Source organism: Roseisolibacter agri, from assembly GCF_030159095.1.
In the GTDB taxonomy this organism is placed as follows: domain Bacteria; phylum Gemmatimonadota; class Gemmatimonadetes; order Gemmatimonadales; family Gemmatimonadaceae; genus Roseisolibacter; species Roseisolibacter agri.
In genome coordinates this window covers 73,307-97,955 of the sequence record NZ_BRXS01000009.1, presented here as the reverse complement: position 1 = coordinate 97,955, position 24,649 = coordinate 73,307, and the positions used below count along the sequence as shown (strand labels likewise).

Below are 24,649 nucleotides of genomic sequence, written 5' to 3'. Positions count from 1 at the left end.
ACTATGGGCATGTCCACTCCGACCGCACCCGGGCCCAGGCGCTGGACCGCGGACGAGGCGCGCGCGCTCCAGGACGAGTCGCGTCCGTGGCCGCGCTACGAGTGCATCGACGGGGCGCTGCTGGTGACGCCTGCTCCCCGGCCGGCACACTACTACGCGCAGATGGCGCTCTACGAGCGCGTGCGGGCGTACGTGCACGCCCAGCGGCTGGGCGAGGCGTACGTCCCACCGACCGACGTGACGCTCGAGCCGGACACGACGGTGCAGCCGGACCTCTACGTCGTTCCCGACTGGCCGCCGCGACGGCTGCGCGCCTGGTCGGACATCACCACACTGCTGCTCGCCGTCGAGGTACTCTCGCCGTCCACCGCGCGCCACGACCGGCTGGTCAAGCGCCGCTTCTACGCGCGGATGGGCGTGCCCGAGTACTGGATCGTGGACACGGACACGCGGCTCGTCGAGCGCTCGTACCCCGACGGGCGCGTGGCCGTCGTGGGAGACCGCCTGGAGTGGCTGCCACCGGGCACCACTGAGCCGTTCGTGCTGGAGCTGGAGCAGTTCTTCGCGGACGCGCTCGGCGATGACGACATGCCAAACCCTGAGGGCGAACTGCAGTAGACAGGATTGGACGGATTGAACGGACGAGAGCCGGATCACCTCCCATGTGGTGGCGACGTCGCGTGCGCCACACGGAGCATGATCCGGCTCTTGTCCGTCTAATCCGTTGTAATCCTGTCTGCTCTTGCAGTTAGGGGCCGGCGCGTCAGCGCGTGGACGTCGCGCGCCCGGCCGGCTTCGGCTGCGCCAGGAAGTCCGTCGCCAGCGTCACCAGCGCCTTCACCCCGTTCGGCAGCGCGGCCTCGTCGGCGAAGAACTTCGGGCTGTGGTTCGACACGAACGCGCTCTCCGGGCTCCCCTTCGGCCGCACGCCCAGGAAGACGAACAGCCCGGGCACCTGCTCCGCGAAGTAGCCGAAGTCCTCCGCTCCCGTCACCGGACGGCCCAGCGTGACGTTCTGCGGGCCCGCGACGCGCTGCAGCGAGGCGACCATGCGGTCCGTCAGCGCGGGGTCGTTGCTCGTCACCGGCGTGCGCTCCACGATGTCCACCGTCGCCGTCGCGCCCGACGCCGCCGCGATCTGCTCGGCCGTGCGCTTCACGCGCATCTGCACGTCCTTCCGCATCGCCGGGTCGAAGGTGCGGATCGTCCCCATCATCACCACCGAGTCGGGGATGATGTTGTTGCGCACGCCGCCCTGGAACGCGCCCACCGTCACCACGACCGGCGAGTTCGTGAGGTCCATCTGCCGGCTGACGATCGTCTGCAGCCCGGTCACGATCTGCGCGCCGACGACGATCGGGTCCACACCCGCCCACGGCGTCGCGCCGTGCACCTGCTTGCCGCGCACCGTCACCGTGTAGAAGTCCGCCGCCGCCATGAAGCCGAGCGGCTTGTAGGTGAGGTGGCCCGCCTCTGCCGCGGTGACGCCGACGTGCAGGCCGAAAATCGCGTCCGGCTTCGGGTTCGCGAGCGCGCCCTGCGCCATCATCTCGATCGCGCCGCCCTTCTCGTTCCCCGGCGGGCCCTCCTCCGCGGGCTGGAAGATGAACTTCACCGTGCCCGGGAGCTGCGCCTTCATCCCGGCGAGCACCTCGGCCGCGCCCATCAGCATCGCGACGTGCATGTCGTGCCCGCACGCGTGCATGACGCCGACCTCCTGCCCGTTGTACGTCGTCTTCACCTTCGACGCGAACGGCAGGCTCACCTGCTCGGTCACCGGCAGCGCGTCCATGTCGGCGCGCAGCGCCACCACGGGGCCGGGCTTCCCGCCCTTCAGCACCGCGACCACGCCCGTCGTCGCGACGCCGGTGCGCACCTCCATGCCCAGCTTTCGCAGGTGCTCGGCGACCAGCGCGGCCGTGCGCGTCTCGCGGTTGCCCAGCTCCGGGTGCTCGTGGATGTCGCGGCGCCACGCCACGACCTTGGGCAGGACCGCGGTCACCGCGCGGCCGATCTCGGCGTCCAGCGCGCCGGCGGCGGGCGATTGCGCGCGCGCGGCGGGCGCGGCGGCGAACGTGGCGAGCAGCGCGGCGGGCGCGGCGCGGCGGAGGACATGGGACGGATGCATCGGGATCACGGCGAGGGGCGGACGTGAGAGGAAGACCCGAAAGGTGGACGGCTGCACGGGCGCGGGAAAGCCGGACCGCGACGCGCCCGGCGCGGGTATCATCCCGCATCATGGCTCCGAGTCCCCGCTCCGTCGTGCGCGCCGCGTCCCGCTTCGCCGCCTACCTCGCCCTCTGCTGGGGCACGCTGCTCGCCCTCGCGTGGGGCGCCGTGCCCGGCACGCCGTGGCTCGCGCCCGCGCTGCTCGCGCTCGTGGCCGCGCACACCACGCTCCCCATCGTCGCGTTCCTCGTGCGCGGCGGCGGGTGGCGCCGCTACCCCACGGCGGCATTCCGGCTGTGGGTCGTGCGGCCCGCGCTCTACGCGCAGCTGGTGCTCCCGGTGACGGCGGGCGCGGGCGTGCTCGGCCTGCTCGCGGGCGCGCCGTTCGGGCACGCGCTGGCGACCGGACGCGTCGCGGCGGCCGGCGCCTTCGCGGTCGGCGCGGCGGTGCTGGCGCTCGGCTGGCTCGGGTCGCGGCGGCTGGTGGTGCGCGAGGTCGAGGCGCGCGTCCCCGGCCTCCCCGACGCGTTCGACGGGCTGCGCATCGTCCAGGTGTCCGACCTGCACGTGGGGCCGCAGACGTCGCGGCGCTTCCTCGACCGCGTCACGCGCACGGTGCGCGCGCTGTCGCCCGACCTCGTCACCGTCACGGGTGACCTCGTCGACGACCGCGTGGAGGATGCGCGCATCTTCGGCGACTGGGTGCGCGGCCTCGAGGCCGAGGGGCCGCGCGTGCCGCTCGGCGTCTACCTCATCCCCGGCAACCACGACGTCTACGCGGGCTGGACGGGCGTGCACGACGCGCTGCGCCTGCACACGCGCGCGCACGTGCTGGTGAACGACGCGCGCGTGGTGCACCGCGACGGCGCGTCGCTCGCGCTGCTCGGCACCGGCGACCCCGCAGGGCGCACGCGCGGCGCCGACGGCTGCGCGCCGGACCTCGGGCGCGCGTTCGCGCGCGTGCCGCGCGACGTGCCCATCGTCGCCTTCGCGCACAACCCCGCGCTCTGGCCCGCGCTCGCGGAGCGCGGCGCGGCGCTGACGCTGAGCGGCCACACGCACTGGGGCCAGCTCGCGCTGCCGCGCCTGGGGTGGAGCCTCGCGTCGCCCTTCCTGGAGCACGCGATGGGCGCGTACCAGGACGGCGAGGCGCTGCTCTACGTGCATCCGGGCACGGGCTTCTGGGGAATCCCGTTCCGCCTCGGCGCGTTCCCCGAGGTCGCGGCGATCACGCTGCGTAGCGCGGAGTCGGCGGGGATCTCGATGGGCGCGGCGACGGTCGCGCGCGCGGCGTAGCGTGGCGGAGCCCGTGCGCGTCGTCCCGTTCGACCCGGCGCGCGCCGACCACCGCGCCGCGTTCCGCGACCTGAACCTCGCCTGGATCGAGCAGCACTTCGTCGTCGAGGCGCGCGACCGGCGCGAGCTCGACGACCCCGACGCGCACATCCTCGCGCACGGCGGCGCGATCTTCATGGCCGTGGACGACGGCGCGAACGTGGGAGAGATTCTGGGCACGTGCGCGCTGCTCGCGGAGCCCGACGGCGCCTGCGAGCTGGCGAAGATGGCGGTGCACGCGGCGGCGCGCGGCCGCGGCGTCGGGCGCGCGCTCGGCGAGGCGGCGGTCGCGGCGGCGCGCGCGCGCGGCGCGCCGCGCGTCGACCTGCTCTCGAACACCGTGCTCGGGCCGGCGATCGGCCTCTATCGCGCGCTCGGCTTCGTCGAGGTGCCGCTGCCCGCGACCGACTACGCGCGCGCGAACATCAAGATGGTGCTCGATCTGTCTCGCATGCATGGTCGACCGACCGGTCCCACCCCGGACCCGAACGGCGAACGGCATTGCAAGGATAGGATCGGATAACGTCCGATAACGACGGATGGCTCCGTGTCGGACGAGATCCCTCGCCGCCGTGAGGAGCATCGGCGGTCATCCGATCTTCTCGGACTTTCATCCTTGCTGCCGTTGCCGTTCGGGTCCGGCACACCGGGCCCGGGTCGGCGAACCCTGGGCCACGGATGCTCCGGATGAGGCGGCGACCGACCTCACCGAAGCCGGGTGGAGGCGCGGTTAGGTTGAGGGGTCGTCCTCCCCGCCGCATGCCGTCCGCCCACCGTTCCCTCCTCGCCCGCCTCGCGGCGCTCCTGCTCGTCACCGCGTGCGGTGGCGAGCCCACGCCGCCGCCCGCGCCCGTTGCCCGCGTCGAGGGACTGCCCGCGCTCGTCGCGCTGCTGCCGGGCGACGACACGACGCTCACGGTCACCGCGTACGACGCCGACGGCCGGCGCGTCGACGCACCCGACGTCGCGTGGACGATGCACTCCGACGTCGACGTGAACCCGCTCTCGGCGCGCTTCGCGGATGGCGAGGGCAATGGGCGAACGGCACGCGGCGCGCGGCAGACGGTGCGCGCGCTGATGGCGGGCGGCGCCTACGCGACGCTGCACGCGCCCGGCGACACGAGCCGCCGCGAGCTCGCGCGCGTGGCGTTCGCGGTCGGGCGCCTCGCGGGCACCGCCGCGCAGACGACGATGGTGTACGGCCGCACGACCCAGCTCGCGCGCCTGCGCCCCACGGTCACGTGGCAGTTCGATCCCGAGGTGCAGCTGCCGAGGATCGGCGCGCTGACGCCGGAAGGGCGCTACACCGCGCCGCCCGCGCCGCCCGACACCACCTGGACCGTCTATCCGCCGCGCAGCAGCTCGCAGACGATCGTCGGCGCGCCGCCGCTCCGCACGAGCGTCGTCGCCACGCACCGCGGCGTGTCGGAGTGGGTCGAGCTGCGCCTCGTGCCCGCGGTCTGGGTGGTGCGCTCGAACGGCCGCTCGGTCTACGTGCCGCGGGGCGGCGCGCCCGACGTGTCGCTGGCGGCCGCGCAGGCCGTGGGCCTGATGGCGTGGGCCGAGGAGCCGGCGACGGGCCGCCTGCTCTCCGACGCGCCGACGTGGGTGAGCCCCGACACGACGCTCGCGACCGTCGATGCGGCCGGCGTGCTGCACTTCCGGCGCGCGGGCGGCGGCCAGCTGATCGCGCGCTTCCCGGCGTACGGCCTCGAGACGCGCGTGCCGATCATCTACGAGGGGCCGTAGCGCGCCACTCGCGTCAGCCGCGCGGCTCGAGCAGCCGGCGGAACGCGGCGTCCGCGTGCAGCGGCGCGAGCAGCGGATCCGCGTGCGGCAGCGCCTCGCCGTAGTCGAACTCCCGGGCGTCGTCGCGGTGGCCGGGATGGCCCTGCATGACGGGCATGCCGGAAGCCAGCGCCGCCTCCAGATGACGCAGCGCAGTCACGCGGTCTCCGCGCGCGACCGCGATGCGCGCGCGCCAGAGCGCGTCGCGTCCCAGCGCGAAGGGCAGCGGCGCGCGCGCGAGCACCGAGTCGGCGCGCGTAGCGCCCGCCGCGTCGCCCAGCCGCGCGGCGGCCACGCCGGCCACGCCCCACGCCGCCAGCGCCGACGGCGACGCGGCGGGCACGCGCGCCAGCATCCGCGTCGCCAGCGTGCGCGCCTCCGCCCACGCGCCCGCCTCCAGCGCGAGGATCGCGCGCGCCTCCAGCGTCACCACGTCGTCGGCGGGCCGCGCCGCGAACAGCGCGCGCGCCTCCGCGAGCAGCGCCAGCCCGTCGCCTTCATGGCCATGCGCGCGCAGCTCGCGACTCCCTTCGACCAGCGCGCGCCGGCGCACCGCCTCGCCGTCCCACCGCTCGGTGCGCGCGCGGCGCGACGCGTCGCGCACGCCGTCCGCGTCGCCCGCGGTGGCCAGCGCGCGCGCGAGGTTCAGGAGCGCGGCGTTGCGGTGCGGCTGCAGCCGTGCGCCGCGGCGCGCGGCGTCCAGCTCCTCCTCGTGGCGGCCGAGCGCGTGCAGCGCGGCGGTGCGCCAGTTCCAGTAGAAGGGGACCACCAGCAGCACGCCGCGCGTGGGGTCCATCGTCGCGAGCGTGCGCAGCGCGGCGTGCGGCCGTCCCGCACTCACCGCCACGTGCGCGACGTGCGCGTGCGCTTCGGGCGAGCCCGACGCCTGTCGCGCCAGCTCCGTGGCGCCGCGCAGCTCGGCCTCCGCGTCGCCGGCGAGCTGCGCGCGCAGCATGTCGAACGCCGCCTGCTCCAGCTGCGTCAGCGACCGCGCGTGCGGCGCCACCGCGCGCAGCGCCGAGTCCACGCCTGGCCACGCGCGCTGCTCGGCGTGGAAGAGCGCCTGCATCAGCAGCGGCAGCCGGTACGTCGAGTCGAGCGCGGCGGCGCGCGCCGTGTGCGCGAAGGCGCCGGGGAAGTCGGCCACGTAGTAGCGCTCCCACGCGCCGCGTACCTCGCGGTACGCGTCGTACGACGGCGGCGGCATGCGGCCGACGCCCGCCCCCGCCGCGGACGTGTCCACCGACGCCGCCACCAGCCCCGCGGCGCGGCGCGCCAGGCGCTCCGCGAAGCGCGACAGCTCGTCGCGTCCGCCGCTCATCGCGGGGAGCGAGCGCCGCACCTCGCCCGTCGCGACGTCGGTGAGCTGCGCGGAGACGCGCACGCTGTCGCCGTCACGGTAGTAGCGCCCGGCGATCACGGTGCCCGCGCCCGTCTCGCGCGCGAGCGCGATCGCGAGGTCGCCGCTGCGCAGCAGCCGCGGGAAGCGCTCGACCAGGCGCGCGGTCGCCGCGGCCGTGCGCGCGTCCACGACGTCCAGCTCGACGTCGCGCATCAGCTCCTGCGTCGTCCAGTCCGCGGCCATCTCGCCGAAGGCGGCCAGCTCGGGATCCCGCGTCGGGTCGTCGAGCGGCGCGACCACCACGCGCCGCGGGTCGAGCGCCGGGTCGTCGCGCGTCACGAGCGCGATCAGCGTCGCGCGCTGCGCGTCGGGCACGGTGGCGAGGCGACCGCCGGCGAGCGCGCACCCGACCAGGAGCAGTGTGCCGAGCAGGGCGCCGCGGCGCGGGCGCGATGGGAAGGACGACGGAACGGCGGAGGACGGTGCGGCGGAGGACGATGAAGCGTGAAACGATGGAGCGGACTGCTCCGCGACGACGGCGGAGGGCGCCGCAGCGCGGGGCGGGGCGCTCCGCAGCGACGCGGCGTAGCGCTCCACCGCGCCGTCCGGCTCCAGCTCGAACTCCTCCGCCAGCAGTCGCGCGTGCACGCGCGCGTGCGCGATCGCGCCCGCCCGGTCGCCCGACGCCTCCAGCGCCTGCATCAGCGCCAGCGCGGTCGGCGCGTCGGCGGGGTCGTCCGCCGCCAGCTGGCGCCAGAGCGCCACGGCCGCCGCGGCGTCGCCGTCGGCCAGCCGCCGCGCCGCCATGGTGCGCGCCGCCTCGCGCCACGCGCGCCGCAGCCGCGACCGCTCGTCCTCGACCCACCGCTCGAAGCCCGGCGCGTCGGACAGCACGAAGCCGTCCGCGAACGGGCCGCCGTACGCCGCCACCGCCGCCGCGTGGTCGCCCCGCGCCAGCGCCGCGCGGAACTCCGCGACGTCGCTCGGCACCACCCGCGGATCGAGGCGCAGGTCGTCGGTGCCGGCCACCGCACCCTCGGGCAGGTCGCGCCGCAGCAGGTGCAGCCACTGCGCGAGCGTGTGCCGCGCCCGCGCCTCGTCCTGCTCGGGCCACAGGCAGCCCACCAGCCGGTCGCGGCCGATCCCGGGATCGGCGGTCGCGAGCAGCGCCAGCAGCGCCAGGCGGCGCCGCTGCGACATCGGACCCTCCACCGGCCGCTCGTCGTCCAGCAGGACGAGCGCCCCCAGTGCGCGCAGCCGCAGCATGTACGCCGTTTGATCCGCGTTTGAGTGGGCTGTGAAGGGCCCCGGCGAGACTCACGCTACCCCGCCGCCGGTGACCCCACAAGAAAGGGAACGCAGCCGGCGGCCGCCCACGATCATCGGAGGCCCACGATGTCCGCGTCTTCCCGCCGGATCCGTCGCACCGTCTGTCGGTCCATTCATCTCGCGACGCTCGCGATCACGACCACGCTCCTCGGCGCCTGCGCCGACGCCGCGACCTCGCCCACCGCGACGCACGCGCTCCGTCCGACCGACCGCCGCGCCGGCGACGCCGCCGTCGTCACCGAGCCCGCGAGCGGTCCCTGGGCCCGCATCGTCGAGGGCGAGACCGGCCCGGGCGCCGAGTACGCGCTGCACGTCCCGCGGACGTGGAACGGCGCGGTCGTCTACTACGCGCACGGCTTCCGCGACGCCACCGCGCCGGTCGGCATGGCCGACCAGGACAGCTTCTACGCGGTCCGCGAGGCGCTCGGTGCGCTGGGCTACGCGGTGGCGGCCTCGTCGTACTCGCGCAACGGCTTCGCGGTGAAGGACGGCGCGCAGCGCACGCATCAGCTCCGCGGCCTGCTGAACGCCGAGCTGCCCGCGCCGGCGACGCGCAGCTTCCTCATGGGCCACTCGCTCGGCGCCGCGGTCGCGCTCGACCTGGCCGAGCGGTACCCGAAGCAGTACGACGGCGCGCTGCTGATGTGCGGGATGGTCGGCGGCACGCTGCTCCAGACGCAGTACCTCGGGCACGTGCGCGCGCTCGCGAACGTCCACTTCCCGTCCATCCCCGGCGGCCCGCTGACGCCACCCGACCAGCCCATCACCATCCCGATGGTCGCCGGCGCGGCGCAGGCGAACATCGCCGGCCTGTTCGCGATGGCGAGCACGCGGCAGACGCCGCTCCCGTACGCGCCCGGCGCGAACATGGTCCCGACGCTCATCGGCTCGCTGTACGCGGCGCTGTCGTTCCACCAGCGCGGCATCGCGGACGTCCTCGACCTGACGCACGGGCACACGCCGTTCGGCAACGCGGGCGAGACCTACACGCTGGGCACGCCGGTGGGCCCCATCCCCGCGTCGGCCCTCGCCGCGATGATCGCGCAGTCCGACGCGCTCGCCCCGCGCGTCACCATGGCGCCGTCGGCGGAGAACTACCTGTCGCACAACTTCACGCCGACGGGCGAGCTGCGGATGCCGGTCGTGTCGGTGCACAACCGCTTCGATCCCGCCGTGCCGTACTTCCACGTCGACGCGCTGCGCGCGAAGGCGACGGCCACGGGCACCGCGAACATGCTGCTGGAGCGCGCCCCGCTCGGTGCCGGCCACTGCGGCATCTCGGCCGCGCAGGCGCTGGACGGCTTCGCGGCGCTGGCGAGCTGGGTGGGCACGGGCGTGAAGCCCGCGTCGTGAGGGTGGCCGCGATGCGTCGCCTCCTCCCGGCGGCCGCGCTGGGCCTGATCCTGTGCGGCGGGCTGCCCGCCGCCGCACAGGAGCCGGCGCCCGCGACCGGATCGCGCGTCCTCATGCCCCTGCCGCACGACGGCCGCCGCCTCGCCGTACGCCCGAGCGCCGCGGAGGCGAAGCGCCCCCAGCGTACGGACGCCCTCCGGCTCCGCCCGCGCCTGTCGCCCACGCGCGTGCCGCGCCGCGACGGCACCTGGGCACGCGCGGTCGCCATCGGCGTGACCGTACGCCCGCGCTGAATCCCTGCATCCCCGACCCATGTCCATCACGCACATCGTGCGCGGTGCGCCCGCGCTGATCGCCGCCGTGCTCGCGCTGGCGCCCGGAGCGACGCACGCGCAGGACGCCGCCCCCAGACCGACCCGTCGCAGCGCGTGGAGCATCGTGCGCCCGCTGCTGGAGGGCGCCGCGAGCGGCACCGGGCTCGCGGCCGCGTACATCAGCTCGGGCGGCGAGGGGTGGCTCGTCTCCGACGCGACCGCCTTCAACGCCGCGCTCGCAGCCGGCATCGGCGGAGCGCTCGGCGTCTGGGCCGGGTCGGGCGGCCTCGCCGCCGATGCCCCGGACCGTCCGCGGCTGCGCGTCGCGGCCGGGCTGGCGAGCGGCGCCGACCACGACGTCTCGCTGGCGATCCGGGTGCCCGTGCGCGGGCGGCTGTCGCTGGAGGCGGCGGCGCTCGTGCGCAACGCCACGTCGGAGCGCTTCGCGGAGGAGACGCGCTGCGGCGGCTTCTTCGGCTGCGTCACGGCGACCTACCTCGTCGACCACCGCTACGAGCAGTCGATCGCGGGGCTCGTGCGCGCCGCATATCGCCTGCCGGCGATGGGCGCGGTGACGCCGGTGCTGAGCGCGGGCGGTGGTCCGATGGTGACGCACGTCGACCGCGAGGGCGTCCCGGCCGCGCGCCACGACGGCATGCTGATGGACGTCGGCCTCGCGCTCGAGCTGGGGCGCGTCAGTCGCTGGACGATCGAGGCCGACGCGCGCGGTCCCGTGCGGCGCGGCCTGGATGCCGCGCGCACGGGACCGGAGCTGTCGCTGCGGCTGGGCCGCGCGTTCGGATATCGATGAACGAGCGGAGCGGGCTCAGTACCAGGTGCGCCGGTACGCCCGCTCCCGCTCGCGCAGCGCCCGGTCGCGGTCGCGCGCGGCGCGGTCGAGGGCGCGCTCCCGCTCGCGGTCCGCACGCTCCAGCGCCCGCTCCCGCTCGCGCTCGGCCCGCTCGCGCGCGCGCTCGATGGAGCGGTGGTCCACCGGCACGCGCACCTGCCCGCGCACGTCGCGGTAGGTGACGCCGCGGCCGCGGCCGTCCTGGATCGTGAAGTCGCCGCCGACGTCGCGCACGTCCACGCCGCCGCTGCCGTCGCTCTCGATGACGACCGAGCCGCGCACGCCCGCCGCGTCGATGCTCCCCGAGCCGTCGTTGAGGCGCAGGTCGCCGCGCACGTCGCGCACGCGGATCTCGCCCGAGCCGTCGTCGATGCGCGCCGACGCCACGTCCTCGACGTCGATCTCGCCCGAGCCGTCCTTGAGGGAGAGCGCGCCGACGCCGCGGATCTCGACCTCGCCGCTGCCGTCGCTGACGTCGGCCGCGATGCCGCGCGGCACCTCGAGCACGAGGTCGAGCGCGCGGGAGTGGTTGCCGTCGCTCCAGCCGTACTCGCGGTCGGGGATGTCGGCGCGCACGACCACCGCGTCGCCCTCGCGGCGCGCGACGAGCCGGATCTCCTCCAGCCACTCGCGGCGCGACGCGCGTGCGGTGCCGCGCACGCGCACCTCGGTCAGCCCGTCCACGCCGCGGATGCGCAGCCCGCCGGCCTTCCCTTCGACCTCCAGGCGCCGAGCGCCGCGGGCGTCCACGGTGGCGGCGCGGGGCGCGGTGTAGTCGTCGGCGCCGTAGCGCTGCGCGACGAGCGACCGCGGCGCGGCCGCGACGACCGACGCGCCGGCGAGCGCGAGGGAGAGAACGACGGGGAGTCGGCGCATGGCACGGACGGGCGGACGTGAAGTCGCGGCGAGGCGCGCCCGGCGGGTCCGGGCGCTCCTCCCTGGGACAGGCGCGACCCGCGGATGGTTTGCCTAAGTTGGACGCGCGTCCCAGTCGCCCTGCCCCACTCCCCGCATCCGGAGCCCGCGTGAGAGCGCTCGCCGCCGCCGTCCTGCTGCTCGTCGCCGCCTGCGCGCCCTCCCCGGCACCGGGACCGTCGCCCGGGCCCGCCGCCGACGCCAGCCCGGCCGCCGCCGTCGTCCGTCCCGGGCTGGAGACCTTCCTCGCCGACGTGCCCGCGCGCTTCCGCGGCAAGCGCGTCGCGCTGCTCACGAACCACGGCGCCATCGACCGCAACCGCGTCCCGCTCGTGGACCTCGTCGCGGCGCACCCGCAGCTCGAGCTCGTCGCGCTGCTCGCGCCCGAGCACGGGATCCGCGGCACCGTGCAGGCCGGGGAGAAGATCGAGGACGAGGTCGACCAGAAGACCGGCGTCCCGATCCACTCGCTCTACAAGGCGGAGGACGGCGCCCCCACGGAGGCGATGCTGCGCGACGTCGACGTGATCCTCTACGACCTGCAGGAGGTCGGCGGGCGCACCTGGACCTACGTCTCGTCGATGGCGCTGGCGATGGAGGCCGCGAAGCGGAAGGGGATCCCGTTCGTCGTGCTCGACCGCCCCAACCCGATCGGCGGCGAGATCGTCGAGGGCGCGCTCATCAAGCCGGGCTTCTTCTCGTTCGTCGGCAAGTACCCGATCCCGGCGCGCCATGGTCTCACGGTCGGCGAGCTGGCGACGCTCTTCAACACGAGGTTCGGGATCGGCGCGGACCTGTACGTCGCGCGCGTGACCGGCTGGCGGCGCGGCCAGTGGCAGGACGACACGGGGCTCCCCTGGATCAACCCGTCGCCCAACCTCCGCTCGCTGGCGGCGCTCAACAGCTACCCGGGCACGGTCTACTTCGAGGGGACGAACCTCACGGAGGGGCGCGGCACCGACCGCCCGTTCGAGCAGTTCGGCGCGCCGTACCTCGACGCGCCGGGCGTCGCCGCGACGCTGAACGCGCGCAGCTTCCCCGGCGTCCGCTTCGAGGCGATCACGATGCCGGTGGCCGCGACCGCCGCCAAGCATCCGGGGCTGACGATCCCCGCGCTGCGCATCGCCGTCACGGACCGCCAGGCGTACCGCCCGGTGCGCACCGCGCTGCTCACGATCGACGCGATCCGCCGCCGGCACCCGACGGAGTTCGAGTGGCGCCCGTCGATCGACCGCCTGACCGGCTCCGACCAGGTGCGGAAGGCGATCGAGGGCGGGACGCTCCCCGCGCTGCTCGACGCGTGGGACCGCGAGGCGGCGGCGTTCGCGCGCGACCGCGCGTCGGTGCTGCTCTACCGCTAGGCTTCACCGCGTCCCGATCGCCCCCACCCGTCCCCACGCGATGTTCTCGCTCCCGTTCTACAAGGTCGTCCACATCGTCGGCCTCGTCCTCGTGATGTCCGCGCTCGGCGCGACCGCGATCCACGCGCTCAACGGCGGCAGCCGCCAGACGAACCGCGCCCGCGCGCTGGTCGCGGCGCTGCACGGCGTCGGCGTGCTGCTGCTCCTCGTCGGCGGCTTCGGCATGCTGGCCCGCCTCGGCTTCCTGCACGGCTCGGCCTTCCCGGGCTGGCTGTGGGTGAAGCTCGTGATCTGGGGGATCGTCGCCGCGCTGCTCTTCATCCCGTACCGGCGCCCGGCGCTGGCGAAGCCGATCTATGTCGCCCTTCCCGTGCTCGGCGGGATCGCAGCCTACATGGCGCTCTACAAGCCCATCTGAGCGCGCGAACGGCGGAGGACGGAACGGCGGAAACCGATACGGCGGAAACCGGTACGGCGTGAAACGAAAGAGCGGATCCTTCGAGCTTGAAGCTTCAAGCCTGAAAGATCCGCCTTTCCGTCTCACGCTCCATCGTCCTCCGCCGTTCCGTCCTCCGCCCTATCGTCCTCCGCCGTTCACGGGCGCGGAGAGCAGGACACGCACGGCGGCATCGAGCTGCGCATCGCGCCCCGTATAGGCTTCCCCGACCGGCCGCTTCACGCCCACGTCGACGCGCCGCGGATTCAGCTCCATGTCCGTCCCGTCCGCGCCCGTGATGCGCGTGCGCGGCAGCCGCAGCACCGAGCCGTCGAGCATCGGCATGTTCCACGTGTAGATGATCCACCCGGCCGTCGGCTCGCCCACGATCTTGCCGAGTCCGAGCGCGCGGTAGCCCTCGGTGAAGTCCTCGGCGTCGGAGAGCGAGTGCTGGTTCACCACCAGCACCGTCGGACGCTCCAGCGCGCGCTGGCCGAGCTGCGCGCGTGCGGGCGCGGGCTCGTCGCCGCGCAGGCGCATCGTCAGGTACGGGCGCCGCGTGAAGACGTCGAGCGCGTACGCGTTGACGAAGCCGCCGTTGTTGTTGCGCAGGTCCACGACGACGCCCTCCTTGCCGAGGTTCTCGGCGTCGAGGTCCGCGTACAGCTGCGCGAGCGAGCCCGCGCCCATGTCGGGCATGTGCACGTAGCCCAGCTTCCCGCCGCTCGCCTTCGCCACGTACTCGCGGCGCGACTCCACCCACGCGCGGTAGAGCAGCCCCTTCTCCACCGCCGTCGTCACCGGGCGCACCGCCACCTCGCGGCGCGCGCCGCCCTCGCCCGCGAGCGTCAGCGCGACGCGCCGGCCGGCCGTGTACGTCAGCAGCGAGTCGAGGCTCGTGCCGCGCGCGACCGCGACGTCGCCGACCGCGACGATCGCGTCGCCCACGCGCACGCCCGCGAGCGCCGCGGGGCCCAGCGGCAGCACCTCGGCGACGCGCAGCGTGCCGTCGCGCTCGTACGCCGCGCGGTCGAAGCGCACGCCGAGTCGCCCGGTCGTCGGCGGCGCGCCGCCGGGCGCCTGCACGCCCAGGTGCGACGCGTTCAGCTCGCCCACCATCAGGCTCAGCACGCGCCGCAGGTCGTCGGGCGTGCGCGCGCCGGCCACCGCGGGCGCCACGCGCGCGCGCACCGCGTCCCAGTCGGCGCCGTGGTACTTGTCGTCGTAGAAGTGGTCGCGCAGCCAGCCCCACGCCTGCGCGAACACGACGTCCTTCTCGCGCGTGAAGTCCACGTCCATCTCGGCCGCCAGCGCGATCGAACGCACCGCGCGCGACTCGACGGTCACCGCGTTCGGACGCCCGCTCTCGCGGTAGTAGATCTCGCGCCCGTCGGGCGACCACTGCGCGTCGCCCTTGCCGCCGCTGGTGGACGTGATCTGCCGGACGACCGGCTCGCCGGGCGCGAGCTCGTCGAGCGGCCAGAGCCAGAGGTTCGTCTGCCCCGCGGCCGACGCCACGAGCAGCAGCTGCCGTCCGTCCGGGCTCGGCGCGATCGCCTGCACGTCGAGGCCCGTCGGCAGCAGCGACAGGCGCGTGCGGATGCCGTCGAAGTCGATGCGCGTGGAGCGTCGAGCGTTGGGCGTCGAGCGTTGAGCGGTGGTCGACCGTGCGAGCGCCGAATCCGCACGCTCGACGCTCGCCGCTCGACGCTCGCCGCTCGAGTCGCGTACCACGGGGGCAGCCGGGGTCTGCGGAGTGCTGACGTCGAACAGGCTGCGGAACTGGTCCTCGCGGAAGCGCGGCGTGCGCGGCACGAGGTCGATGCGCGCCACCTGCGACTGCTCGGTGCGCTGGCCGCTGACGAGGAAGAGCGTCGTGCCGTCGGGGCTCCACTTCACGTCGCCCGTGAAGGCGTTCGGGAGGAAGCTCACCTGGCGCGGCTCGCCGGTGCCGTCCGCGCGCGCGACGAACGCGTTGGAGAACGCGCGATCGCCCGCGCGCGCGACGTACGCGATCCACTGGCCGTCGGGGCTCCACGCCACGGCGTCGGGATCCGCGAACGGCGGCCGGTCGAAGCGCGCGGTCGCCACGCGCCGCTCGCGCCCGAACGTCGCGCCCGGCGTCGCGTCCACCACGCGCAGCTCGCGACCCCCGCGCACGAACGCGATGCTCCTGCCATCCGGCGACCAGCGCGGCGCGACGTCGCCCGCACCGGGATCGCCGCTCTCGCCCGCGCCCGCGGTGAGCGCGGTCTCGCGGCGCGCCGCGAAGTCGTACACCCACACGCGCCACCGCCCGCCGCGGTCCGACGCGTACGCGAGCCGCCGGCTGTCGGGGCTCCACGCGAGCTGCTGCTCGGGACCGGGCGTCGCGGTCACGCGCGCCGCGTCGAGCGGTCCGCCGCCGCCCGCCGCACCCTCGGGCGCGCGCGACGCCGCCGCGAACACCTCGCCGCGCATCGCGAACGCCAGCTTGCGGCCGTCGGGCGAGAGCGCCAGCTCCTGCAGCCCCGCGCCCGCGCTCTGTCGCTCGACGCCGGGCGTCGCGGGCGCGCCGCGCAGCGTGACGGCCACCGCGCGCGCCGCCCCGCCGGCGAGATCGACCTTCCACACGCCGAAGTCGCGCTCGAACACGATCGCCCGACCGTCGTGCGCGATGCTCGGCCAGAGCACGCGGCCGTCGGTGAAGCGCGTCACCTGCCGCGGCGCGCCCGACGCGCGCCCGCCCTCCATCGGCTGCGCCCACAGGTTCTCGGCGCCCGAGCGGTCGCTCATGAAGTAGAGCGTGCGCGCGTCCGCGGCCCACATCGGCCACGCGTCCTTCGCGCCGCCGCTCGTGATCGCGGTGTACGCGGGCGCGTCGCCGGTGCCCGGGCGCACGAGCCAGATCTCGCTCTCGTCGATGTGGCTGTGCCCGCGCCGCCACCACTGGCCACTGACGGTACCGCGCGCGGTGATGGCGAGCGTCGCGCCGTCGGGCGCGGGCGCCGCCCAGTACTCGCTCGCGTAGCGATCGCCGGCGACCACCATCGGCGTGCCGCCGTCGGCGCTCACGCGCAGCACGTCCTGCATGCCGGCGACGTCGCGGCTCGACGTGGACAGGTAGAGCCAGCGCCCGTCGCGGCTCCACGCGTCCAGCGTCTCGGCCACGTCGTCGAAGGTCACGCGCCGCAGCGCGCCGGTCGCGAGCTCCAGCACGTAGACGTCGCCGTTGCCGGTGCGCGTCGACACGAACGCCAGCCGCTTGCCGTCCGGCGACCAGAGCGGCCGGCCCTCCGTCGCAGGGTGCGAGACGAGCAGCCGCGCCTCGCCACCGTCGGCACCGACGGTCCAGACGTCGCCGCCCGAGACGAACGCGATCTCGCGCCCGTCGGGCGACAGTGACGGTTCGGACAGTGCAGGCCGAGCCGGAACAGCGGAACCCTGGCCGCGCGCGACCACCGGCAGCGCGAACGACAGGGCGAGGAGCGTGCGCGCGCGAGCGAATGAGCGCATCGGGAGGCGGAGGACGGAGAGGCGGAGGACGGTGAAGCGGAGGACGATGAGGCGTCGAACGATGCGGCGGAAGCCGTCAGCGGTTCACGCGTCATCGTTTCACGCTTTTCCGTCCTCCGCCTCTCCGTTCTCCGCCGTTCCGTCCTCCGCCTTATCGAACCCGAAGGGGCTGCGTCCAGGCCGTGCGTCCGTCCGAGTCAACCACGACCGCCCGCACGTACCCCTCGTCGCCGCGGATCGCGTAGCGCGCGCGCGTGCCCGCCACCACGGCCAGGGTGCGCCCGCCGCGGCCGACGAAGCGCGTGCGGTAGCGCCGGTCGTCGCGCGGGTTCGTGGGGGCCGCGACGGTGACCTCGACCGCACGCGCGTCGGCCGCGACGTCGGCCAGCAGCACGCCCGTCGTCGCGTAGAAGCGGCCCGCGCGCATCGCGCCGACGATGGCCGCGGGCGTCAGCGTGTCCGCGCGCACCATGATCCACGCACCGCCCGGCCGCGTCGTCTCCGCGTCGTCGAGCGCGGCGAAGTTGTGCGCGTCGTCGCTGCCCACGGCCCACAGCAGCCGGCCGCGCGTCAGCAGCGAGTCCCACAGCGCCTCGGTCGAGAGCGACGTGCGCCCATGGCCGTCGTCCCCGCCGAGGTTGTTGATGCGCGGCTGCGCGTTCCAGAGCTCGAACGGCGTGGAGTCGGGGAGCGCGGCCATGTCCTCCAGCCGCACCGACCAGCGGAAGTTCGGGTGGTTCACCTGCGCCAGCCCGCCGGCCGCGCGCACGGCGGCGAGGTGAGACGCGTACATCGCCGCGACGGTGGTGCCCTGCGCGATCCCCTTCTCGCCCAGCGGCAGCACGACGCGCGCGGGCGCGATGGACACGACGTGCGCCTGGCGGATCCCCTGCGGATGCGACGCGTCCGCGACCTGCTGCGTGATCTCCTGCCCCGCGATCACCAGGAACGCGCCCGGCTTCCCGAGCTGCGCGTTCAGCGGCGCGGGATCGGTGATGCGCTCGTGGTCGGTAACGACGAGGAAGTGGTAGCCGTGGTCGCGGTACCAGCGCGCGACCTCCTCGGGCGGGCGGTTGCCGTCGGACTCGCGCGTGTGGACGTGCGTGTTGCCGCGGTACCAGCGCTGCGCACCGGCGGCGTGAACGGGCGCGACGACGAAGGAGGCACCGAGCACGAGGCGGAGGATGGGACGCATGGGGACGGACAGGCGGAGAACGGAACAGCGGAGAACGATGAAGCGGGGGACGGAAGGGCGTGAGACGAGAGGGCGGACCCTTGAGCTTGACGCGTCAAGCCCAGAGGTCCGCCTCATCGTATCGCGCAGCATCGTCTTCCGCGGTTCCGTTCTCCGCGTTTCCACCCTCCGTCCTCCGCCGCTCTACGCGACGAGGAGCGTTGCAGCCGGAAGGACCGCCGGCGCATCCACGGTGAGCCGCATGAGCGCCCACGCCCCCGCGTCGCACGCGCGGCCCGCGCCCGGCGCGAAGCGGAGCTGGCCCGCGCGGCGGGCGTCGAGGTACTGCTGGGCGTCGCGGCGTACGGACGCGGACACGGCGGCCTTGGCGCCCTGCTGGACGCTGGCCGCGGCCGCGCCGATCCGCTCGGCCAGGAGGTTCGCCTCGTCGCGGCCCAGGGGGGCGGCGGCGGGCAGGGAGAGCCCGAAGACGTTGAGCACGGAAGGGATTGCAGAGGGTGGGCGCCACCCAGGGCGTGAAGTCAGCCGGATGGCGGAAGCTGCCCTCCCACATGGCCAGTCCGGTGCCCGGTTTCCCCGCCACCCTGGCGCGTTTTTGCGGCCTCGCGGACGGTCGCCCCTGCCAGCGGCGCGGTCGCGGCTGCCGCTCTGACGCCTCTGACGGCCGCGTCAGGAACGCGGCGCGGAGTCCCGCCCGGCGACCCTGCCCGGCTAGCTTTCGCGCGGCGCCGGCGCGCTCCCGCCGGTGGCCCTCCTCTCCCCGTACCCGCTCCGCCCGTGGCCACCGCCACTGCTCCCTCGATCGCGATCGATCCGGCCCTCGAGAAGCGCTGCATCGACACCGTCCGCACGCTCGCCATGGACGCCGTGCAGCAGGCCGAGTCCGGCCACCCCGGCACGCCGATGGCCCTCGCGCCGCTGGCCTGGCTGCTCTGGACGCGCCACCTGCGCTACGACCCGAAGGACCCGCAGTGGCTCGACCGCGACCGCTTCGTGCTGTCGGCCGGCCACGCGTCGATGCTGCTCTACTCGGTCCTGCACCTCACGGGCTACGACCTGTCGCTGGAGGACCTGAAGCACTTCCGGCAGTGGGAGAGCCGCACGCCCGGCCACCCGGAGTACGGCTACACGGCCGGCGTGGAGACGACGACGGGTCCGCTGGGCCAGGGCATCGGCAACGCGGTGGGCTTCGCGGTGGCCGAGGCGCACCTGGCGGCGGAGTTCAACCGCGAGGGGCACGCGATCCTCGACCACCACACGTACTTCATCGCCGGCGACGGCGACCTGATGGAGGGCGTGTCGCACGAGGCGGCGAGCTTCGCCGGGCACTTCAAGCTCGGGAAGCTGATCGGCTTCTACGACGACAACCAGATCACGATCGACGGCCGCACGGACCTCACGTACAGCGACGACGCGGGCAGGCGCTTCGAGGCGTACGGATGGCACGTGCAGCACGTGGCCGACGTCAACGACCTGGCGGCGATGGAGGCGGCGATCGAGGCCGCGAAGGCGGAGACGGCGCGTCCGTCGCTCATCGTCGTGAAGACGATCATCGGCTACGGGAGCCCGAACCGCGCCGACACGAGCAAGGCGCACGGCGAGCCGCTCGGCAAGGAGGAGATCAAGCTCACGAAGGCGGCGTACGGCTGGCCGACGGAGGAGACCTTCTTCGTGCCCGACGACGCGCGCGAGGCGTGGCGCGCGGCCGGTGCGCGCTCGGCCGAGCATCATGCGGCGTGGCGCGAGCGCTGGGCGGCGTACGCGGCGGCGCATCCGGAGCTGGCCGCGGAGCTGGAGCGCCGCGTCGCCAAGCGCCTGCCCGAGGGGTGGGACGCGACGATCCCGACGTTCACCGCGGAGAACGGCGCGGTCGCGAGCCGCGCGGCGAGCGGCACGGTGCTGAACGCGATCGCGGCGAAGCTGCCGGAGCTGATCGGCGGCTCGGCGGACCTGGCGCCGTCGAACAACACGAACCTGAAGGGGCTGGGGACGTTCGCGCCCACGGACTACGCGGGCCGCAACTTCCACTTCGGCATCCGCGAGCACGGGATGGGCGCGATCATGAACGGGATGGCGCTGCACGGCGGGATCATCCCGTACGGCGGCACCTTCCTGGTGTTCGCGGACTACATGCGTCCGGCGATCCGCCTCGCCGCGATCATGCACCAGCAGGTGATCTACGTCTTCACGCACGACTCGATCGGCCTCGGCGAGGACGGCCCGACGCATCAGCCGGTGGAGCAGCTGACGGCGCTGCGGTGCATCCCGAACCTGACGGTGATCCGCCCGGCCGACGCGAGCGAGACGGCGGAGGCGTGGCGCACGGCGGTCACGCACACGACGGGTCCCGTGGCGCTGGTGCTGACGCGGCAGAAGCTGGGCTTCGTCGACCGCACGAAGTTTGCGGCGGCGAGCGGGCTGGCGCGCGGCGCGTACGTGCTGTCGGACGCGAAGGGCGGCGCGCCGCAGGTGGTGCTGATGTCGAGCGGCTCGGAGGTCGCGCTCTGCCTGTCGGCCCAGGAGAAGCTGGCGGCGGCCGGCGTCCGCGCACGTGTCGTGAGCGTGCCGTCGATGGAGCTGTTCGCGGCGCAGGACGCGGCCTACCGCGCCGAGGTGCTGCCGCGCGACGTGCCGCGCGTCGCGATCGAGGCCGCGCACCCGATGTCGTGGTACCGCCTCGTTGGCGACAGCGGGACGGTGCTCGGGATCGAGCGCTTCGGGGCGTCGGCGCCGTACCAGCGCATCTTCGAGGAGCTGGGGCTGACCGTCGACCGGCTCGTCGAGGCGGCGCAGAAGGTGGTCGCGCAGGGCTGAGGAACGGCGAACTGCATTTGCAAGGATAAGATCGGACAAGATCTGATAACGACGGATGGCTCCGCGTGGCGAGACGTTCCTCGCCGCCACGCGGAGCCATCCGTCGTTATCAGATCTTCTCAGATTTTCATCCTTGCTGGCCGTTGCCTCTCCAGTGTCCGAGATACCGGCGTCGCACCTCGAGGCGGGGCGCGCCGAAGTTCAGAAGCAGGCCGATCGGAATGCCGGTGGTCTTGAGATAGTTGATCAGCTGCGCGTCGTGCGCCGCGACGAGTCGTTCGACGGCCTTGATCTCCACGATCACGCGGTCGTCCACGATCATGTCCGGCACGAACACGCCCACCGCGCAGCCACGGTAGCGCACCGTGAGTCGACGCTCGGAGTCCACCGCGTGCCCCATGAGCCGCAGCTCCCACGCGAGCGCGCGCAGGTACACGGCCTCCACGTAGCCCGGCCCGAGCGTGCGGTGCACGCGCATCGCGCCGCCGATGATCGCGCCGGTGAGGGCCTCGTGCTCCATCGGCGTGACGGTCGCCCGGTCGGCGTGACGGCACCGACCCACGTGGGGGCGGCGCGTGCCGGCCGGGGCCCGTACCTTGGTTGCACGTCCGCCGCACGTCTCCCACCGCGTCTCCCATGTTCCGCAGCCTGCGCGTCCCGGAGCGGCTGTTCGCGCTCGCCGGCTGGGCCGTCTCCCTCCTGTTCGCGAGCTTCCTCATCGGCTTCGGCGGCAAGCTGGTCGCCGACCTGCCCGGCGTGCAGCAGCGCCTCGACGTCGAGCAGTTCGTCGATCCCGCCGTCGCCGCGCGGCTGCGCGCGACCCGCGACTCGCTGGCGCGCCTGGAGCTCGAGCGCACGGCCGAGCGCGAGCGCGCGCAGCTGACGCAGACCGCGTCAGAGAACGCCTACCAGGCCGGGCGCGCCAGCTTCCAGAGCTGGATCGCGACGCGCACCGCGACCACCGACCCGCGGCAGGACCCCGAGGTCCTCCAGCGCACGCGCGCGCTCGACCAGCTGGGCGCCGGCGCGCGCGCCGCGCAGGCCGACGTCGAGCGCCTCGACGCGGAGCTGCTGCGCGTCCAGCAGGCGCGCGAGCGGCGCGACCGCGAGGAGGAGACGGTCATGCGCGACGCGAGGGAGCGCCACGCGCGCGCGACCTTCTGGCAGGAGCTGCGCGTCTTCCTCGTGCGGCTGGCGCTGACGCTGCCGCTGCTCGTCGTCGCGGGCTGGCTCGTGGCGCGCAAGCGGAAGAGCGAGTACTGGCCGCTGGCGCGCGGGTTCGTGCTGTTCGCGCTGTTCGCGTTCTTCGTCGAGCTGGTGCCGTACCTGCCGAGCTACGGCGGCTACGTGCGCTACGGCGTGGGCGTGCTGGCGAGCGCCATCGCGGGCGTGTGGGTCATCCGCGCGATGCGCCGCTACGTCGCGCGCCGCGCGGAGGTCGAGGCGCAGACCGACCAGGAGCGCCGCCGGCATCTCGGGCACGAGGAGGCGATCCGCCGCATGGCCGCGGGCGTCTGCCCGAACTGCGAGCGGGCGATCGTCGGCGTCGCGGGCGCGAAGCCGGGCGCCGCGCCGGTGGGCGCCACGCCCGCGAACTTCTGCGTGCACTGCGGCATGCACCTCTACGACGAGTGCCGCGCGTGCGGGACGCGGAAGAACGCGTTCTATCCCTACTGTCCGACGTGCGGCGTGCCGGCCGAACCCGCGGACGCTTCAGTAGCGGCGTCGGCGACCTGAGGGCGCTGGACCCGAACGGCATTGCAAGGATGAACGTCTGACAAGATCTGATAACGACGGATGGCTCCGCATGGCGCGAGGCTCCTCTCCCTCACGCGGAACATCGGTGGTTATCGGATCTTGTCCGATCTTATCCTTGCTGCCGTTGTAGTTCGGGTCCGGCGCGTTTCACGCCCGCAGCTTTGGCTCCGGCGCGACGACGCCCGCGATCAGCAGCCCCGCCACCAGCGCGACCGCCGTCAGGATCATGCTGAAGGCCGTCTCGATCCCCGCGATCGTCTGCCGCTCCATCAGCGACGACAGGCTGCGGTAGCCGACGCTCCCCGGCACGAGCAGCAGGATCCCCGGCACCAGCACCACCGCCGACGGGCGGCGCTGCCAGCGCTCGTACGCGCTGCTCGCCAGCGCGACCGCGAACGCACCCGCGAACGTGCCCAGCTCGACGCCCAGGCTCGCCGCGCCCAGGCGCCCGCACACCACGCCCAGCACGCCCGCCGCGACGATCCACGCCGCGTCGCGCGGCGCGGCGCGCAGGATCGCCACCGACGCCAGCGGCGCGAGCAGCAGCGCCACGATCCCCGCCCATCCCGGCAGCGGCGGCGCGGGCACGCTCGCCGCCGCGCCGAACAGCGCCGCGCCCAGCCGCGTGCCGAGCGCCACGCCGAAGACGATGCCGAGCAGCGTCATGAACGCGCCGCTGATGCGCGCCGTCCCCGACGCGAGGTTGCGCGTCGCCAGCTCGCTGATCGCCGTCGTCAGCGTGAGGCCCGGCATCAGCACGATCAGCCCCGCCAGCGTCGTGACGAACATCGACAGTGGGCCCACCAGCCGCGCCAGCGCGATCGCGCTCGCGCTCACCAGGAACGCCGCCACCGACTCGAACACGCGCCCCAGCCGCGGATGTCGCCCCGCGAGCAGCGCGAACGCGCCCAGCCCGAGCCCCAGCAGCGTCGCGACGCCGATCTCGCGCCACCCGCCGCCCAGGAACTGGCACACCGCGCCCGAGAGGACGCCGTGCGCCAGCGTCACGAGCGCCGATCCGTACGCCGACGGCGCGGCGACGATGCGCACGATCGCCGCCATCCCCTCCTCCGGCGACGCGCGCCCCGTCGCGACCTCGCCCGCGACGTGCTCCAGCTCCGCGAGCTTGCCGAGGTTCACCTCGCCCGGCTCGACGCGCAGGAGGTGCGTGCGCTGGCGCTCCTCCGGGCCGAACGCCGCCATGATGGACGTCGGCGTCGAGAAGAAGCCGTGGCCGTGCAGCCCCAGGCGGTCCGAGATCGCGCCCAGCACGTCCTCCAGGCGCGGCGCCGAGTAGCCGTAGACGTGGAGCGCGCGCGCGAGCTGCAGCACGAAGCCTACCGCGCGCGGATCGGGCTCGCCGCGGCGGCGCTCCACGAACGGCGCGGGCGCCACGTGCGGCGATGCGACGGGAAGGTCGGGCAGTGGGTCGGACGGTGCGGCCACCAGGTCTCCGGCAGAGGGCGCCGAAGTGTAATCGGGGCCGGGGCGCGTCACGCGGCCGTCACTCGTGCAGCCGCAGCTCCAGCCACGCGCGCGCCCGCAGCCAGTCGCGGTGCACCGTGCGGTCGCTCACGCCCAGCACCTCCGCCGTCTCCGCCTCGTCCAGGCCGCCGAAGAAGCGGCACTCCACCACGCGCGGCAGCCGCGCGTCCACGAGGCCGAGCTGCACGAGCGCGTCGTCGAGGCCCAGCACCGTCAGCGCCCAGTCGTCCACCGGCGGCGCGTCGGCCGCGGGCGCGACCTGCAGCGCGGGCCCCGAGGCCTCGGGCGGCGCGGCGAGCGTGCGGCGCGCGAGGTCCACCAGCACGCGGCGCAGCACGCGCGAGGCGAGCGCGCAGAAGTGCACGCGGTCGCGCGGCGCGGCGTGGAGCGGGTCCACCAGCCCGCCCCACGCCTCGCGCACCAGCGCGGTGGGCGCGAGCGCGTGGCCGTCGCGCTCGCGACGCAGGTGGCGCGCCGTCAGCTCGTGCAGCGCGTCGTACACGCGCGACGCCAGCCGCTCCTTCGCCGCGCGGTCGCCCGCGCGCCACGCAGCCAGCAGGCCGACGATCTCGGGCGCGCCCGCGCCGTCCGGCATCGTCGCCGGGTGCAGGGCCGAGTCCGCGCGTCCAGGGAATCCGAGCATGCGCACCTGAGAGGCTGTCCCGCCGCGAGCTTCGCGCGCGATCGGCGGCTCCGCAAGGGCACGGCGC

The 24,649-nt window shown here is 74.7% G+C and carries 20 protein-coding genes; 11 read left to right on the top strand and 9 right to left on the bottom strand.

The features are described 5' to 3' along the window. The first annotated feature begins 9 nt into the window (after nt 1-9). A complete protein-coding gene (locus rosag_RS24340) occupies nt 10-618 on the top strand; it encodes a Uma2 family endonuclease (RefSeq protein ID WP_284352791.1) in 609 nt (202 codons plus the stop codon). A gap of 145 nt (nt 619-763) precedes the next feature. Here the strand turns inward: rosag_RS24340 and rosag_RS24335 are convergent, their stop codons facing one another. Continuing rightward, nucleotides 764-2,128: an amidohydrolase gene (locus tag rosag_RS24335; RefSeq protein WP_284352790.1), complete on the bottom strand. Its 1,365-nt coding sequence runs from the start codon at nt 2,126-2,128 to the stop codon at nt 764-766. A gap of 110 nt (nt 2,129-2,238) precedes the next feature. Between rosag_RS24335 and rosag_RS24330 the strand changes: the two genes are divergently transcribed. From rosag_RS24330 to rosag_RS24320, 3 genes are all read left to right on the top strand, one after another. Next, complete coding sequence (locus rosag_RS24330) at nt 2,239-3,465, top strand: metallophosphoesterase (protein ID WP_284352789.1); 1,227 nt, start codon at nt 2,239-2,241, stop codon at nt 3,463-3,465. 13 nt (nt 3,466-3,478) lie between these two features. Further along, nucleotides 3,479-4,027 carry a GNAT family N-acetyltransferase gene (locus rosag_RS24325; protein WP_284352788.1) on the top strand — a complete coding sequence of 183 codons (549 nt, stop codon included), beginning with the start codon at nt 3,479-3,481 and terminating at the stop codon, nt 4,025-4,027. A gap of 236 nt (nt 4,028-4,263) precedes the next feature. Then, complete coding sequence (locus rosag_RS24320; RefSeq protein WP_284352787.1) at nt 4,264-5,253, top strand: hypothetical protein; 990 nt, start codon at nt 4,264-4,266, stop codon at nt 5,251-5,253. Nucleotides 5,254-5,266: 13 nt separating this feature from the next. Here the strand turns inward: rosag_RS24320 and rosag_RS24315 are convergent, their stop codons facing one another. Continuing rightward, nucleotides 5,267-7,900, bottom strand: a complete 2,634-nt coding sequence (locus rosag_RS24315) for a BTAD domain-containing putative transcriptional regulator (protein ID WP_284352786.1) — start codon at nt 7,898-7,900, stop codon at nt 5,267-5,269. Nucleotides 7,901-8,029: 129 nt separating this feature from the next. Between rosag_RS24315 and rosag_RS24310 the strand changes: the two genes are divergently transcribed. Genes rosag_RS24310 through rosag_RS24300 form a run of 3 tightly spaced genes read left to right on the top strand, consistent with a single transcriptional unit; the run spans nt 8,030 to nt 10,441 of the window. After that, entirely contained in the window at nt 8,030-9,316 is a 1,287-nt protein-coding gene (locus rosag_RS24310; RefSeq protein ID WP_284352785.1) for a serine aminopeptidase domain-containing protein, read from the top strand. An 11-nt stretch (nt 9,317-9,327) separates the two neighbouring features. Next, a complete protein-coding gene (locus tag rosag_RS24305) occupies nt 9,328-9,609 on the top strand; it encodes a hypothetical protein (protein WP_284352784.1) in 282 nt (93 codons plus the stop codon). Nucleotides 9,610-9,628: 19 nt separating this feature from the next. Further along, nucleotides 9,629-10,441, top strand: coding sequence for a hypothetical protein (locus rosag_RS24300; protein ID WP_284352783.1), 813 nt, complete (start codon nt 9,629-9,631; stop codon nt 10,439-10,441). A gap of 15 nt (nt 10,442-10,456) precedes the next feature. Here the strand turns inward: rosag_RS24300 and rosag_RS24295 are convergent, their stop codons facing one another. Beyond that, complete coding sequence (locus tag rosag_RS24295) at nt 10,457-11,356, bottom strand: DUF4097 family beta strand repeat-containing protein (RefSeq protein WP_284352782.1); 900 nt, start codon at nt 11,354-11,356, stop codon at nt 10,457-10,459. A gap of 149 nt (nt 11,357-11,505) precedes the next feature. Here rosag_RS24295 and rosag_RS24290 point away from each other — a divergent pair, with 149 nt between their 5' ends. Continuing rightward, a complete protein-coding gene (locus rosag_RS24290; protein WP_284352781.1) occupies nt 11,506-12,756 on the top strand; it encodes an exo-beta-N-acetylmuramidase NamZ family protein in 1,251 nt (416 codons plus the stop codon). A 40-nt stretch (nt 12,757-12,796) separates the two neighbouring features. Beyond that, nucleotides 12,797-13,174: a hypothetical protein gene (locus tag rosag_RS24285; protein WP_284352780.1), complete on the top strand. Its 378-nt coding sequence runs from the start codon at nt 12,797-12,799 to the stop codon at nt 13,172-13,174. A 159-nt stretch (nt 13,175-13,333) separates the two neighbouring features. Here rosag_RS24285 and rosag_RS24280 read toward each other — a convergent pair whose 3' ends face one another. The 3 genes from rosag_RS24280 to rosag_RS24270 form a co-directional block, all read right to left on the bottom strand. Continuing rightward, on the bottom strand, nt 13,334-16,687 hold the full coding sequence (locus tag rosag_RS24280; protein WP_284352779.1) for a S41 family peptidase: 3,354 nt from the start codon (nt 16,685-16,687) through the stop codon (nt 13,334-13,336). A gap of 151 nt (nt 16,688-16,838) precedes the next feature. After that, complete coding sequence (locus tag rosag_RS24275) at nt 16,839-17,882, bottom strand: CehA/McbA family metallohydrolase (protein ID WP_284352778.1); 1,044 nt, start codon at nt 17,880-17,882, stop codon at nt 16,839-16,841. A gap of 183 nt (nt 17,883-18,065) precedes the next feature. Then, a complete protein-coding gene (locus rosag_RS24270; RefSeq protein ID WP_284352777.1) occupies nt 18,066-18,362 on the bottom strand; it encodes a hypothetical protein in 297 nt (98 codons plus the stop codon). Nucleotides 18,363-18,659: 297 nt separating this feature from the next. On the opposite strand from rosag_RS24270, the gene tkt reads away from it, so the two are divergent. After that, nucleotides 18,660-20,696 carry a transketolase gene (tkt, locus tag rosag_RS24265; RefSeq protein ID WP_284352776.1) on the top strand — a complete coding sequence of 679 codons (2,037 nt, stop codon included), beginning with the start codon at nt 18,660-18,662 and terminating at the stop codon, nt 20,694-20,696. 127 nt (nt 20,697-20,823) lie between these two features. Here tkt and rosag_RS24260 read toward each other — a convergent pair whose 3' ends face one another. Beyond that, complete coding sequence (locus rosag_RS24260) at nt 20,824-21,216, bottom strand: GxxExxY protein (protein WP_284352775.1); 393 nt, start codon at nt 21,214-21,216, stop codon at nt 20,824-20,826. Nucleotides 21,217-21,332: 116 nt separating this feature from the next. Between rosag_RS24260 and rosag_RS24255 the strand changes: the two genes are divergently transcribed. Then, a complete protein-coding gene (locus tag rosag_RS24255; protein ID WP_284352774.1) occupies nt 21,333-22,433 on the top strand; it encodes a zinc ribbon domain-containing protein in 1,101 nt (366 codons plus the stop codon). A 168-nt stretch (nt 22,434-22,601) separates the two neighbouring features. Here the strand turns inward: rosag_RS24255 and rosag_RS24250 are convergent, their stop codons facing one another. Together rosag_RS24250 and rosag_RS24245 are read right to left on the bottom strand one after the other, a co-directional pair. After that, nucleotides 22,602-23,900 (bottom strand): threonine/serine exporter family protein, encoded by a 1,299-nt coding sequence (locus rosag_RS24250; protein ID WP_284352773.1) that lies wholly within the window; start codon nt 23,898-23,900, stop codon nt 22,602-22,604. 58 nt (nt 23,901-23,958) lie between these two features. Continuing rightward, the gene (locus rosag_RS24245; protein WP_284352772.1) at nt 23,959-24,582 is read right to left on the bottom strand and encodes an ECF-type sigma factor; all 624 of its coding nucleotides are present in this window, start codon (nt 24,580-24,582) and stop codon (nt 23,959-23,961) included. Nucleotides 24,583-24,649 lie beyond the last annotated feature (67 nt).